Below are 13,998 nucleotides of genomic sequence, written 5' to 3' on the forward strand. Positions count from 1 at the left end.
ATCCAGCGACACTACCTTTTAATAACAATTTGAAAACCCGGGATGACCGGTCGTCCTAATTTTTAGGATTTCCGGTATCACCCCCTAATTTCTATTCATGTATTCTCTCTTCAACTGTATCTTTTTGAATATCCTTAACACCATCTTGTAACTTACGGCTGTATAACTGAGCATTTTCCGCATCAAAACAAACAAAAATAATCTCATTCAAAGCCGAATGTTCACGTACAAAACGTGTCACTTCCTGTATAGCAATATCCGCCGCCTTTTCTTTCGGGAAACGGTAGATGCCTGTGCTGATATTCGGAAAGGCAATGCTTCGTGCATTCAGTTTTAAAGCTAATTGGAGTGCATTATGGTAGCATTTCGCCAATAGCTCCTCTTCCCGATGGTCGCCACCATTCCACACAGGGCCGACGGTATGAATAACATATTGGGCATCCAGCTTGCCAGCTGTGGTATAAACTGCCTCTCCTACGGGACATCCACCCTTCTTGTTTCTGATACTTACACAATCTTCTAAGATAGCCGGACCGCCAGCCCTATGAATCGCGCCGTCTACGCCACCGCCACCCAGCAAGCTTGTATTGGCTGCATTGACAATAATATCCGCCTTATAACGGGTAATATCCCCTTGCATCACACGTATTGTCACGTTTAATAGTTCAATTTGGGTATCCATTGATCCTCTCTCTCTTCTAAAAATCAACTCGTTTATATAGTCATCTTATAGTCTCTACAGGCAATTTCTACTATATCGTCATAGGTTTTCAACATATAGTGCTTTAGATTTTTCCCCCGTGCGCTTGCTATTGTAGCTAATAACGGCGTATCTATAAGCTCATCAAAGCTGCTGCCCTGCGTATATTCCCGTTCAGACATGTGCAAAGCGACGTCCAATTCAATCATGTTGAAGTAGTAGACTTCTGTAAATATTAGTTCATAGGGCACAAAATCATCTGCTGCTTCCGTTGTCAGCCCCCCATTAATCTCTCCCTTTAAAATCAGCTCCTTCTTCGAATAATTCATATGCACATGGTCCAAATAGATCGCATCTCGTCCATACAATACTCCAATCGGGGTTTGAACGGCCTTTATCTGTGGCATCCACGCTACCTCCCTTCATCTCTATTTCCCATCCAGCAACATAAGTGCGGTCGCAACCGCATGATCCACAAAAGAACGCTCTGGGCGTGATTTCATCATCACGGTAATCCCGATTAACAAAGAGACCAACATATGCGCCAAAGCCCGTGCATCCATAGTCGCCTCAAGCTCCCCAGATTGAATACCACGCTCGAGGGTCTCCTGAAAGACAGCAGAAAGATACATCTGATGCTCTCTGGTTAAAATTTCAAATTTCTCATCATGAGGAGCTAATTCTACCATCGTATTAATACAAAAGCATCCCCTATTAGGCCCATCCTCGTACTCTTCTGCCACGACTCCTCCAAAAAAATTGTAAAACGCTTCTTTTACAGAAGAATTGCTTTGTAGTCTAGAGCGTACATAAGCAGCGTGAGATTGCGTATATTTGCGCAGCGCGGCTTCGAATAATTGCTTCTTGTCTCCAAAGGCAGCGTAAATGCTAGGGCGCTGAATTCCCATTGTGGAGGTTAAATCGCTTAAAGATGTAGCCTCGAATCCCTTTTCCCAAAAAATTCGCATCGCTGCATCCAACGCTTGATCTTCATCAAATTCCCGTGGTCGAACCATAAGCAGCTCCTTCTTTTCATATCGTTCAGTATATTAAGATTGTATGATCACGATATGAAACTGTCAAATATGTACATGATGAACTCTTGACATTTCATATTTACACGAGTTATATTGACCTAAATTCATTACATACCAATCAGTATATTATACTTATCGGTATGTAAATTATAGAAAGTGAAGTGGTATGTGAAAATGAAGACGTCTGAAGAAAAAGCAGCATTCCTATCCCATCAAACGGTAGTAAATGCTGCCGAAACAGCCCCCATTCCCTCCTTGTCCCGATCTGTGGCACTCTTGTTTGCCATAGCCTGCGGGCTGGCTGTCGCTAACATTTACTATGCACAGCCATTGCTGGATGCGCTGGCAAATGAATTTGGCATTACGCACTCATCGGTAGGGATGGTCATTACCATCACGCAAATTTGTTATGCATTGGGTTTATTGCTGCTCGTCCCGCTTGGCGATCTTTTGAATCGACGGCGGCTGATTGCTGGGCAAATGCTACTGTCCGTGCTGGCATTAATCGTGGTTAGCTTTGCTCCTACTCGTACAATACTACTTATGGGAATGGCAATGGTTGGACTGCTGGCTGTAGTTACTCAAACACTCGTGGCTTTCGCCTCTACCTTGGCTAATCCGACTGAACGGGGGAAGGTCGTAGGTCTGGTGACCAGTGGAGTCGTTATCGGCATTCTGCTAGCACGAACCGTGGCCGGTGTATTAACTGATCTGGCAGGCTGGCGTTCAGTTTACCTTGTTTCTGCTATACTTACGCTGTTTATGGCTGTAGCTCTGTTGCGGGTGTTGCCAAAGAACGAACCCACGAGTGCGACACTTTCCTATCCGCAGCTGCTCCGATCGGTTATCTTGTTGTTCGTGCAAGAACGAATTCTACGCATTCGCGCTGTCCTTGCATTGCTCATTTTTATGGCATTCAGCATATTGTGGACTTCGCTTGTGTTACCTCTCAGTGCCCCGCCTCTATCTCTTTCACATACAGCCATCGGAGCCTTTGGCCTGGCTGGAGTCGCCGGAGCATTAGCAGCAGCACGAGCAGGGCGTCTTGCTGATCAAGGCTTGGGACAACGGACGACAGGTATCGCACTCGTTGTATTGCTGCTGTCCTGGTTACCTATCCGCTACACCGAGCATTCTTTGTTCGCTTTAGTTCTTGGCGTAATACTTTTGGATTTGGCCGTACAGGCTGTACATGTCACCAACCAAAGCTTGATTTTCAATGTTCGCCCTGAGGCACGGAGCCGACTTACCGCAGGCTACATGATATTTTATTCCATCGGTAGCGCCACCGGGGCTATTGCTTCCACTCATATGTACATCTATGCCGGATGGAACGGGGTGTGTCTATTAGGAGCTGGTGTCAGTGCTCTGGCTCTCATCTTTTGGGCTGTGACCCGACGTTCAACTTGATGGGGAGAATGCTATGGATTGAATCAGAAAAAACCGCCGGGTCCACGACAATGACCGGGTGGTTCTCTTCTGTCACGACAAAATCATCACTTGATTGCGATATAAATCAAAACAGGTTCATCAGGACTGCCATACACTTCAAAATCACCTGTGTATGTCCGCTCCCCTTGTCCCGTGGCAGCCCACTCCCAGATCGTCTGCCATACACGGAAGATAGAAGAGGGTTCCTGAGTTGTCTGAAAAATGGCGTAGCGTGCAGCCGGAATAACAAGTTCTTCAAGATCGTCAGGAGTTTGGAAATCAACAGCCGCTTCCTTCCCGATAAAGAATGTATACTCGCCCAAAGCTCCATTTTCATAGTCAGTATAGCAACCATAGACGGAAGCAGATCCTTCATGCCCCCTGATCCGACCTGGCACACTCTCGCTCCAAAAACGTTCCCACATGTTTGGAATGATCCCGTGAGATGTTTGTTCCTTCTGATTATTTGTACGTGCTTTTAGTCCAATTAAATGGATTTCACCTCGGTATTCCTCCCGAATGGGTCCATCAAGTTGAAGCTCTGTATCCTCTAAAGACCTCCACCTTTTCAAATGCGGTAGGTAATTACGCAGCATCGAAGTCGCTTCTTCTGCCTGCATCCCCTCTTCTACCAGGATAGGCACACACTGCTGAATCATCCCCTCCATAGTCAATTCAGGCTGTACAAATTCGCCTTCCTTGTAACAATACTTGCAATACTCATCCGTTTTATGATGTTGTGCATCCGTTCCATATTGGTCCTCATGCTCCAGCGGCATCCCACAACTTTGACAAGCTTTATCCATCCTCGTAAATCCCCTTTCGCTATCTGATATCAGGTATGCCACCAGTATAACGAAACAAACCTGACAACTATGGGTCAGGTTTGTTTTACTTTAATCTAAGAATTCCTTTATGATTCCCGAACTTCTTCGTAATTAGACGCAATACGCAGCGCCATCTTATGAATCTTATCCCGCAAATGGGCTGGTTCTTTGACAACCACATCCGGTCCCAGGCTTAAAATAAATCCGTACGCCCATGCATCCTCAGGAAACGGGACCGAGACCGTATAGATCCCTTCCTCCTGCTCGGTCAATGCTTCTACGCCAAACCAGTCCTCCGCCAGATGCCTTGAGTTACGGTTAAATTGTAGCGTAAATGGTTGTACGGCCCTGGATACCTCCATCCGCCCCTCATTCCACGGCAACACTTCATAAGAAAGATCCCTGCGAGCAAAAACGGTCTCTGTAACCACAAGGTCACTCATGCGGGAAAGCTTGAATAGACGAAACTGCTCCCTATCGGGACAATATGCATATACAAACCATTGTTGTCCTTTCAGAACGAGCGTATGCGGTTCAACATTCCGTTCTGTAATGGCTCCCCCCGCATTTCGATAGGTAAAGGCGACAGTGCGCGCTTGGCTCATTGCTTCTTTTACCTTTATCAATTTGCCTTCCTGCGCAGCCCGATTTCCCCATCCCGAATGATCGACGATAAACTGTGTGGTATGGACACTAAATTGCTCTTTCCCAGACTCTGGTATAATACTTTCAAATTTATGAAGTAACCGCGACACATTCGGGCCACCCAACGACGAGGACAAACTCTGCAGCCCCATTACAATGTCCTTGACATCATGATCCGTCAACATACTGCGATCCAGGCGGTATCCTTCCATCAAGCCGATCCCCCCATTGGCTCCCTGATAAGTCACCACCGGAATACCTGCCATACTAATCGCTTCAATATCTCTATAGATCGTCCGGATCGAAACCTCATATAAATCAGCCAGTTCCTTCGCTTGTATTCTATTTTTCTTTAGTAGCAAAATGACGATAGAAAGCAATCGGTCAATTTTCATTTTTTCAAAACCTTTCACCATTAATAAAAATAAGCCATGAACTCCTCATCGTATTCCTTCATCTTACTCTATCTCTTATCTTGGGATTTAGCAAAAATCCATTGAGCGACTTTCAATAAACAAGATATAGATCGAAATGGTTTAGTTCGTCTATATCTTGCACTTCAGAGCCACTAGTATCGAATTTTGCAAAATCCGGATCTAAAATGAATCTGTTATTCTTCAATTAAAATAACCTCAGGTACTCTATCCAGCCGAATAGAATGCCTGAGGTTTCAATAACTCCTTACAAATTATGATTCGTAGCGCTTCAGCACAATGACCGCATTATGACCACCGAAGCCGAAAGAATTAGATAGCCCAATATTTAGTAGAGCCTTGCGCGCTTCGTGAGGTACATAATCCAGATCGCAAGCCGGGTCCGGATTGTCCAGGTGCATCGTTGGTGGAATGATGCCCTCCCGTAGGCTTTGCACAAGCGCAATCGCTTCGACCCCGCCCGCAGCTCCCAGCATATGACCCAGCATGGACTTATTCGCAGTAACCGGAATCTGATAGGCATAGTCGCCAAACAGTTTGTGGATTGCCAAAGTTTCAGCGGTATCCCCTACAGCTGTACTCGTTGCGTGGGCACTGATCACGTCCACTTCTTCCGGGGAGATGTGAGCCGAACGAAGGGCCGCTTTCATCGCCAAGTAAGCTCCGGTTCCTTCGGGATGCGGTGCAACCATGTGATAAGCATCCGAACTCGCTCCATAACCGATGACCTCACCATAGATTTCCGCTCCCCTCCGGGTAGCGTGCTCCAGCGACTCCAGTACTAGGATGCCTGCTCCTTCGCTCATGACAAAACCGTCACGATCTTGATCAAACGGCCGGCTTGCTATCGAAGGCTCCTCGTTACGTGTGGACAAGGCTGTTGCATTAGCGAAACTTGCCAAGGCCAATCGGGACACCGCTGCTTCAGCTCCACCGGCAAAAATGACATCCGCATCTCCTGTACGAATCGTCCGAAACGCCTCTCCAATTGCTGTATTCCCAATAGAGCAAGCCGTCACGGGGGAAAGCGTAGGTCCCATCGCTCCAAACGCGATACTAATTTGAGCAGCAGCCATATTTGAGATCATCATGGGTACCAGCGTCGGGCTAACTCTGCCCGGTCCACGCTGTAGCAGTACATCTACATTGTCCACCAACGTATCCAAACCGCCGACTCCCGATCCCACATAAACACCGACACGCTCCAAATCGGTGTGATCCAGTTCCAGACCGGAATCCTTGAGCGCTTGCTCTGCCGCATATAATGCAAACTGAGTAAACCGATCCATTCGTCTAGCATCTTTACGTCCCCATTGCTTTTCTGCATCAAAATCCTGTACCAGTCCAGCAATTTGTGCTTTCAAATCGGACACATCGAATGTATCAATTTTACGTATACCTGAATTGCCTTCCAGCAAATTCTTCCACAACGTGTCCACTTCATTACCCAGTGGGGAAACGACACCCATACCTGTTATCACTACTCTTTGCATAAGCTATTCATTCCTCCTGCTCGGTGACTTACTTATAATCCTCATTTTACCCTCGTCTTATCCTATTACAAGTGTTTGTTTATCCTGGTATAATGAACACTACTATAGTACACGCCTTATTGGCTCACTTCGGATATACCCATTGAATGGAGAGAAAATACCTATGAAAACGGAAGCACGTCTGGAAGCACTATCTGTTTTTCTAAAAACAAAAAGAGCCCGCCTACACCCACATATGGTCGGTCTCCCCCAAGGATCACGTCGGAGAACACCAGGCTTGCGCAGAGAAGAAGTCGCTCAGCTGGCTGGTGTCAGTACGACCTGGTATACCTGGCTGGAGCAAGGACGAGATATTAAGGTGTCCGCCTCTGTGTTGGATGCTATTGCTGCCGCATTGCAGTTGAACACAGACGAGCGCAAATATTTGTATGATTTGGCGATCGAGGCTGGGTCTCACAGCCTTCCTGCTCCTGCAGAGCAAGCCGTCATTTCCCCCTCTCTGCAAAAGATCGTACAAGAGCTACACTACTGCCCTGCTATTATTTCAGATCGGCGCTGTCATATTGTCGGCTGGAACGCCGCTGCTGCTCATGTTTTTATGGATTTTGCCGAGCTACCACATGAGCAACGCAATATGATTGAACTGCTATTCACCAAAAAGGAGTTTAAAAGTCTAGCTGTGAATTGGGAACACTTTGTAAAGGGGTTCCTTGCTATTTTCCGCGCTTATTACGGGCAATACGTGACAGATCCCTGGTATGCACAATTTATACAAAATATGAGCCAGGCCTACCCGGAGTTTAACGAGCTTTGGAATCAGAGCGAAGTAAGCTCTGCACCGGAGGTGCTCATTGAATTTCGTCATGCGAAGGCTGGCAAAATGCTATTTGACCTAACTTCTCTTCAGGTACAAGGCAGTGTTGATCTCCGTTGCAGTATCTACACCCCCAATGCGCAAACCTCAACGGAAAGCAAACTCCAAAAGTTAATGGAAGGCAGCTAAAGGATTTCATCCCTCCTGTTATGAAGATATCATTTTCCGTCCATACTACATCTACGATCTGTGCAAAAATAGATGCCACGTATGTGACAGAACCAAGAGCTTCAACTGTGCTACTACCAGGAGGGAGGGAATCATCATGAAAGCCAAATCGACAAGTTCCCCGCACATACACAATCAAGCGCCACTGCCTGTTCCGGTGCAATTTGATCGAAGCTGGCAGGATGAGCTGGACCAACGCCTACGCAAAGGTGGCCCTTGGGGAGATTGGAATCTGTATCAGCTGGCCATTGAGGCAGAAAAAGTCAAACTGGTGCCGAACTTCGATGAGCTTCAATGTCTACAGCATTTGCAAGACCTCACTCCACTACCCCATCAGCTGGATACCGCTCGGAAGGTACTGTTTCAAATGTCCGGACGTGCCATTCTTGCCGATGAAGTCGGCCTGGGCAAAACGATCGAAGCTGGAATGATCCTAAAGGAATATCTGGTTCGCGGGCTGGCTTCCAAAGTGCTTATTCTTGTACCCGCATCCCTGGTCCTACAATGGGTGCGTGAGCTGAACAGCAAATTCGGTATTCCCGCTGTCGCCCAGAAAAAAGCGTATTCTTGGTCTTCCGAGGTTGTCGTGGCCTCTATGGATACTGCCAAGCGAGAGCCCCATAGTAACATCCTGCTAGATACCGATTATGACCTGCTCATTATAGACGAGGCCCATAAGCTGAAAAATAAAAAGACATCCAACTACCAGTTCATTATGAAGCTGCGTAAAAAATATTGTTTGCTCCTGACAGCGACACCTGTACAAAACGATCTGTCTGAGCTGTTTAACCTGATTACACTGCTCAAGCCCGGTCAATTGGGAAGACATGGCGATTTTTCAGCCAACTTTGTTGTAGATAAACGTCTGCCCAAAAATGAAGATCAGCTCAAGGATGAGCTGTCTAAAGTCATGATCCGCAATCGTCGCGGAGAAGGCCCAGTTCAATTCACCAAACGAAATGTTTCCAATATTCACTTGGAACTTTCGCCGGAAGAGCAAGCGCTGTACGATGGGGTAACCTCTTTTGTCAAAGAGCAATACCAGGCGAATGGCGGAAATTTAAGTAGCATGCTGTCTCTCGTTACCCTTCAACGGGAAGTGTGCAGCAGCCGGGACGCTGTGTTCGTGACGCTGGTCAATTTGTCTAAAAAAATGGCTCCAGACTCTCCCCTACGCGATCGTGTCTGGGATTTGGTTGCACACATTAAAGCGATCAAGGCCAATTCCAAAGCAGAAAAGGCGCTCGAGCTTATCCGTCAGATGAACGAAAAGGTGATCATTTTTACAGAATACAGAGCCACACAGGAGTATTTGCTGAACTATTTCCGTGACCGTGGCCTATCTGCTGTTCCTTACCGAGGCGGTATGAACCGTGGACGCAAGGATTGGATGATGGATCTGTTCCGTGGGCGCATTCAGGTCATGATTGCCACCGAAGCGGGTGGTGAAGGCATTAACCTGCAATTTTGTCACCATATGATTAACTTCGATTTACCGTGGAACCCCATGCGCGTGGAGCAGCGGATCGGACGGGTGCATCGACTTGGACAGACGCATGATGTTAATATTTTCAACTTGTCCACAACCGGAACGATTGAGGAGCATATCCTACATCTGCTGCATGAAAAAATAAATATGTTTGAGATGGTCATTGGCGGATTGGACGTTATTCTGGAGAAGTTTGAGAAGAAAGAATCCATTGAAAAAAGTTTGTATAAAATCATGCTTGAATCCAGTAGCGATGATGAAATTCGCAAAAAAATGCAAAAACTGGGCCACTCGCTGGATTCCATCAAACAGGAAATGGAACAACTGCGCACAGACCAGCCAAACACCGAGAACTTATTAGGCTTAGCAGGCAATACGGTTCCTCCGGGTAAAGCTCGACGCAGTGTGAAGGGAGGTCGCTAGTTTGACCATGGATGCACAGCAAGTCCAGCGTTTTGTCCACACCTATCTGGAAGCTACCGGATGCAGTGTCATTGAGAGGTCACCCCACCATGTAACCGTCAAGCTTTCTCCAGAAGCGGATAAAGCCTTAACAAACCGGCCCTACTATTGGGGATACGTGGAGCGTACTGGCGTTCCAGCGCAGACGATGTCCTTCACCTTCATCTTTGATGGGGAAGCCTATCGCACAGAACAGGAACGTTTAGCGGACCATACACCCCCAACTCCAGCATCAGGCAACGCAGCACAAGATCAGGTCATGGGGCGTTACTTCGGTCATGTACCGACGTTACCACAATTGGGACCTGGACGTATTTTGCAGGAGGAGCTTCGATATGGAAGCCGTCGGCTGCACCAAATTTTTGAAGCCGCACGGGATGGAGGAAAATATGTTTATTTGTTTGAGCAGCCTGATGCCCGTCAGTTGTCTGCCCGCTCTCCCGTAGTCTATGAAGCTTGGCTCAGCATCTGCTATAAAATTGAATTCGCTTGCGATTTGAAGCGTGAGGAACTTCATTGGCTAGGTATTTCGCTCAAAAGCGGCACCATTGTAACCGATTTTGGCGCCATGCTCGAAACCCGGCAGCTCAGCCCGCTGCTGGCGGGCAATATGCATGTACAGCCTGCCAAGCTATCTGTCCCGGAAGCTTCCACCTCGCTTGAAAGCTACCTCACTGAACAACTCCGTCAGCAAGACTATGGTTGGGCTGAGCAGGCGAAGGAACGATTGCGCGAGGAATTGGAGGTCATTGACCACTACTACGAAGATCTAATCAAGGAGCAGAAAGAGGAAGAGGAAAAAAAAGAAGCCATATCCGAGCAGCATCAAGCCCGCCGTAAAGAAATGGTATGGCAATATGAGCCAAAGGTACTCGTATCCGCCATTAACTGCGGGATATTTCATCTGCGGTAACCGATATCTCTCGCTCCTTCGCAGGAAAGTTGCAGAGATATCGTCAGCTTGTAACATCTTGCTTCAGCCTACATCAGTTTCCGCTGCTGTAACCACAAGTTTGGTTAAACATGTCCCCTATGTATCGACAGCAAAAAGCGAACCTGGATATGACATTTACGCCGACAAGGTGCAGCAGTCTTTTTATGGGACAGGCTGTATGCTGGATAAAAAAGAATGCCTCCGTCGGGCAATCAAGCCGACAGAAAGGTGGATACCATTGAAGAAGAGTCATTCCGGGCACTATAGCATAGGTATGATCGCAGCTGTTCTGATCGGCCTGTCCGCAGTCTGTCCGCTCACTTCCATTCATGCGGCTCCCTCAGTCGCTCAAGACAACAATTTAAACTCGGAGTCTCTTTACAACGATAGCTCGCGGGTTCCTCCATTGGAATCCGCGAGTCCTGCTACTCCTTCCCCTTCCCAGGATGACGTTTCAGCAAGTTTTCCTACACAGGAGCAAGGCGTACCTACGGGCGTAAAACAAGCTGCGGACAACAAGGTACAATCCTTATCGTCCCAACCCCCTTTTTCCTTGTGGAAAGATGCTGAGCTGAGCTATCATCCGCTCGGACCTGGAACCCATAGTTGGCTTGTTCAAGTAAACCGCGCAGGAGAATACATCGGCTACCTGATTATCGGATCAGACTCAAATGGCGCATATCAACTCAACGAATATGGGAATGGTCCAGGTGGACCTTATAGTATGGATGTACTTCGCCAATCTCTGGTGTCGCTCACAGAAACCGATCTTTCATCTATCGACAAGCTGCAAATCACACCTATGTATGAGGAACCGCTACTAGCCTACTGGCTGGTGCGTTCCTCTACAGGCAGCCAAATATGTATTGATGCTGTAACTGGCGATCCGTTACCTGTAGAAGTGGCAGATGGGAGTTGGAAACATAAGCTTCAGAACAACGTATTCTCTTCATCTGTTCCCTTTTTGAAAACACAGGCGCAGGCGGTTACGGTCTTGTCTGCTCCTTTCGATCCCTATGACGACCTGGGGTGGCTTCAACCCAAACAAAAGCTTTCCGTCCGTAACACAGGCCAATTTATGGATACACTGAGTATTTCGCCGCGTATTATATTTTCTGCCACAGGTATCAATTTTGCCTTTGGGGGTCCCTTATCTATTAGTGGGTATCAGTCCTGGATATCCCCAGGTCATCCGTCCCAATCCAATTTATATGCGTTAACCTACCATCATGGACTTTCCCGATTTGTACCATTAAAAAAGTTATTATCAGCTGGCGAATTCTATCGTTTGGACTCCTAGTTATAAAGAAACATGATAATGATTCGGAATGATCTCTACAACATAAAAAGAGACCTCAAAATGGCATACCCTATGCCTCTTGTGGTCTCTTTGGCGAGTTTAATGTCGCTCCCTTCGCCCTCTGCGTGTGGATTTCATCCACATTTTCAGAGCGAGAGGCAACATGCCAAACCATTTGCTCCCCCACGGCTCTCTGGCTTGTTTTTGACTGCGCCGAACATCACGCGGCGTTTCCATATAGCGAACAATCCGCTGCGTAATATACGTCACCAGTTCGTCACTCTTCGCCATCCTCCATGACCTCCTTCAATCTGCGCCCATCCTTTCCATTTACGTTGCTTGGAAATATCGGATTTACACGTTAGGTGCAGATACAACTAGCTTGCTCATTTTCCAAAAGGTCTAACCCCTGTGGGAATAACTATGCATGGTTTCCCTTAAATGGAACATACTATCTTCAATCAGTAAATAATTAATTCGTCCACTGGAGGAATAGAACGTGCGGAATAAAAAGTTAAACAAGATAGGGCTGACAAGGCTGGGATTGAGTCTATGCATCCTTTGCAGTGCTGTATTTGCCCCATTTACCTATATAGCTGCTCAGCCCGACGATAAAAGTAACGAACCGAACAAGTATACAGATGTTCCGCCCAACGTACATTCGTCCTATCACGCTTTTGCCAAGCCCGTTGTCCTGATTGATGTAGGCCATGGTGGTGTGGATGGTGGAACAAGTCACAAAGGAATTTTGGAAAAAGACATCAATCTCGCCATTGCTCAAAAGCTGTACTTGATTTTACGATCCCAGGGATATCCTGCTGTTCTGAATCGGGACAAGGATTACGCACTGAGTGACGACAACCGTTGGCTACAGTCCAAATCCCGGCATCTTAAAGACCTCGCCCAACGTAAAAGCCTAACAGAACAACTGCCCACCGCTTTGGTTGTAAGCCTGCATGTCAATTGGACCAAACGTGCCGAAAAACGGGGACCCATTGTGCTGTATCAGGATGAAGGCAGCAGCTATCTGTTAGCTGAACGGATTCAGCATTCATTAAACCGCTTATTTTGCATGAATAGAAAAACAGTGTACGGAAAACCCTTTTATCTTTTGAATAAAATCCAGCACCCTGCTGTCATTGTGGAAACCGGATTTATAAGTAACGAACAGGACAGAGCTATGCTTTCCGAGGATCGTGGTCAAAAAAGCATTGCAGGAGCTATTGCCGAAGGCATTATTGCGCATCTGACGGCCTGGTAGTGTTGGTGGCTGGGTCTCCCGTCCATCCCCATACAGCTCGCACCAAATCGCTAATACCCACAAATTTGGCCTGCTCCTTTAGCTTGGGAACCGACGAATGAAGAGCGGAGGACGTGTACATGCCCGACACGCCGACATGCCCAATTGTTACGCAGGTGTTGTGCTCATCCAGCCATTCAACCACTTTTGTAAGTTGCCGATTCACATGGGCGAGGGTATGAACATCATCCAGAAAAACATTATTGCGTACCGGAGGCATTCCCTTTTTAGCGGCAAGCTCAGGCACCACTGACCAATAATTAGTACGGCTATCGACAAAAAATAGTCCATGCTCCTTACAAACATCAAGAACTACAGACATAATGCGCTTATCTGAAGTGACCTTGGAACCCATGTGGTTGTTCATCCCTATCGCATAAGGAACATCCTTAATGGCTGCTGTCACCTTAGCGTGTACTTCTTCATCCGTCATATTAGCCTTAATTGCTCCGGGTCCAAGCCATTCGGGCTTTCCCTGTTTTGGCTCCATTGGAAGATGAACAATGACGTCATGACCACGCTTGTGCGCTTCCATAGCGTCCTGTTTGGTTGTAGGCAGGAAAGGCATCACAGCAACGGTAATCTTAACGGGTAAATTTAAAATTTGCTCAGTCCCTTTCATATTGTTTCCCAGATCGTCAATAATGACAGCAACCATCCTTTGCGACTCGCCCTGTTTGTCTATTGCTTCTGCAACACCAGTACTACAGACCATGAATAACATGCATACCGAAATAGAGAGAACTACGGTTCTTCGTATTTTGGAGCTTGAATGGAATACAGGTACATAAGCTGGCTCTTTCCGACCGCGAGATGCCTTTAAAGCCTTTTTTATTATATTTCTCATGTGCAGCTTCCGTCGTGTACTCATTGCGGGTCAGCCTCCTTCTCTGTCCCTTCATTG

At 47.0% G+C, this 13,998-nt stretch carries 14 protein-coding genes; 6 read left to right on the forward strand and 8 right to left on the reverse strand.

The window, feature by feature from the left end; translation table 11 throughout:
• Positions 1-91 precede the first annotated feature (91 nt).
• From G9G53_RS11860 to G9G53_RS11870, 3 genes are read right to left on the reverse strand one after another with little or no spacing between them, the layout of a single operon-like run.
• Entirely contained in the window at positions 92-682 is a 591-nt protein-coding gene (locus G9G53_RS11860) for an O-acetyl-ADP-ribose deacetylase (protein WP_165147752.1), read from the reverse strand.
• A 32-nt stretch (positions 683-714) separates the two neighbouring features.
• Positions 715-1,107, reverse strand: a complete 393-nt coding sequence (locus tag G9G53_RS11865) for a hypothetical protein (RefSeq protein WP_165147755.1) — start codon at positions 1,105-1,107, stop codon at positions 715-717.
• Positions 1,108-1,128: 21 nt separating this feature from the next.
• Positions 1,129-1,716, reverse strand: coding sequence for a TetR/AcrR family transcriptional regulator (locus G9G53_RS11870; RefSeq protein WP_165147758.1), 588 nt, complete (start codon positions 1,714-1,716; stop codon positions 1,129-1,131).
• A 195-nt stretch (positions 1,717-1,911) separates the two neighbouring features.
• On the opposite strand from G9G53_RS11870, the gene G9G53_RS11875 reads away from it, so the two are divergent.
• A complete protein-coding gene (locus tag G9G53_RS11875) occupies positions 1,912-3,147 on the forward strand; it encodes an MFS transporter (protein ID WP_165147761.1) in 1,236 nt (411 codons plus the stop codon).
• 86 nt (positions 3,148-3,233) lie between these two features.
• On the opposite strand, the gene G9G53_RS11880 is transcribed toward G9G53_RS11875, so the two are convergent.
• The 3 genes from G9G53_RS11880 to fabF form a co-directional block, all read right to left on the reverse strand.
• Positions 3,234-3,974: a zinc ribbon domain-containing protein gene (locus tag G9G53_RS11880; protein WP_165147764.1), complete on the reverse strand. Its 741-nt coding sequence runs from the start codon at positions 3,972-3,974 to the stop codon at positions 3,234-3,236.
• 107 nt (positions 3,975-4,081) lie between these two features.
• Complete coding sequence (locus G9G53_RS11885; RefSeq protein WP_029516740.1) at positions 4,082-5,035, reverse strand: helix-turn-helix transcriptional regulator; 954 nt, start codon at positions 5,033-5,035, stop codon at positions 4,082-4,084.
• 293 nt (positions 5,036-5,328) lie between these two features.
• The gene (gene fabF / locus G9G53_RS11890) at positions 5,329-6,567 is read right to left on the reverse strand and encodes a beta-ketoacyl-ACP synthase II (protein ID WP_029516739.1); all 1,239 of its coding nucleotides are present in this window, start codon (positions 6,565-6,567) and stop codon (positions 5,329-5,331) included.
• Between the two features lie 163 nt (positions 6,568-6,730).
• On the opposite strand from fabF, the gene G9G53_RS11895 reads away from it, so the two are divergent.
• From G9G53_RS11895 to G9G53_RS11910, 4 genes are all read left to right on the forward strand, one after another.
• Positions 6,731-7,570 (forward strand): helix-turn-helix transcriptional regulator, encoded by an 840-nt coding sequence (locus G9G53_RS11895; protein ID WP_023988057.1) that lies wholly within the window; start codon positions 6,731-6,733, stop codon positions 7,568-7,570.
• A gap of 136 nt (positions 7,571-7,706) precedes the next feature.
• Positions 7,707-9,521 carry a DEAD/DEAH box helicase gene (locus tag G9G53_RS11900; protein WP_069011346.1) on the forward strand — a complete coding sequence of 605 codons (1,815 nt, stop codon included), beginning with the start codon at positions 7,707-7,709 and terminating at the stop codon, positions 9,519-9,521.
• Between the two features lies 1 nt (position 9,522).
• Positions 9,523-10,473, forward strand: coding sequence for a YqhG family protein (locus G9G53_RS11905; protein ID WP_029516737.1), 951 nt, complete (start codon positions 9,523-9,525; stop codon positions 10,471-10,473).
• A 259-nt stretch (positions 10,474-10,732) separates the two neighbouring features.
• Positions 10,733-11,794 (forward strand): hypothetical protein, encoded by a 1,062-nt coding sequence (locus tag G9G53_RS11910; RefSeq protein ID WP_069011431.1) that lies wholly within the window; start codon positions 10,733-10,735, stop codon positions 11,792-11,794.
• A gap of 99 nt (positions 11,795-11,893) precedes the next feature.
• Here G9G53_RS11910 and G9G53_RS11915 read toward each other — a convergent pair whose 3' ends face one another.
• Complete coding sequence (locus G9G53_RS11915) at positions 11,894-12,085, reverse strand: YqzE family protein (protein WP_029516735.1); 192 nt, start codon at positions 12,083-12,085, stop codon at positions 11,894-11,896.
• A 208-nt stretch (positions 12,086-12,293) separates the two neighbouring features.
• Between G9G53_RS11915 and G9G53_RS11920 the strand changes: the two genes are divergently transcribed.
• Complete coding sequence (locus G9G53_RS11920) at positions 12,294-13,055, forward strand: N-acetylmuramoyl-L-alanine amidase (RefSeq protein ID WP_069011345.1); 762 nt, start codon at positions 12,294-12,296, stop codon at positions 13,053-13,055.
• Here the strand turns inward: G9G53_RS11920 and G9G53_RS11925 are convergent.
• The gene (locus G9G53_RS11925; RefSeq protein WP_165147767.1) at positions 13,030-13,965 is read right to left on the reverse strand and encodes a divergent polysaccharide deacetylase family protein; all 936 of its coding nucleotides are present in this window, start codon (positions 13,963-13,965) and stop codon (positions 13,030-13,032) included. The two genes, G9G53_RS11920 and G9G53_RS11925, sit on opposite strands and share 26 nt — an antisense overlap.
• Between the last annotated feature and the right edge of the window lie 33 nt (positions 13,966-13,998).

This window comes from Paenibacillus sp. EKM206P (genome assembly GCF_011066155.1).
GTDB classification, from domain to species: domain Bacteria; phylum Bacillota; class Bacilli; order Paenibacillales; family Paenibacillaceae; genus Paenibacillus; species Paenibacillus polymyxa_D.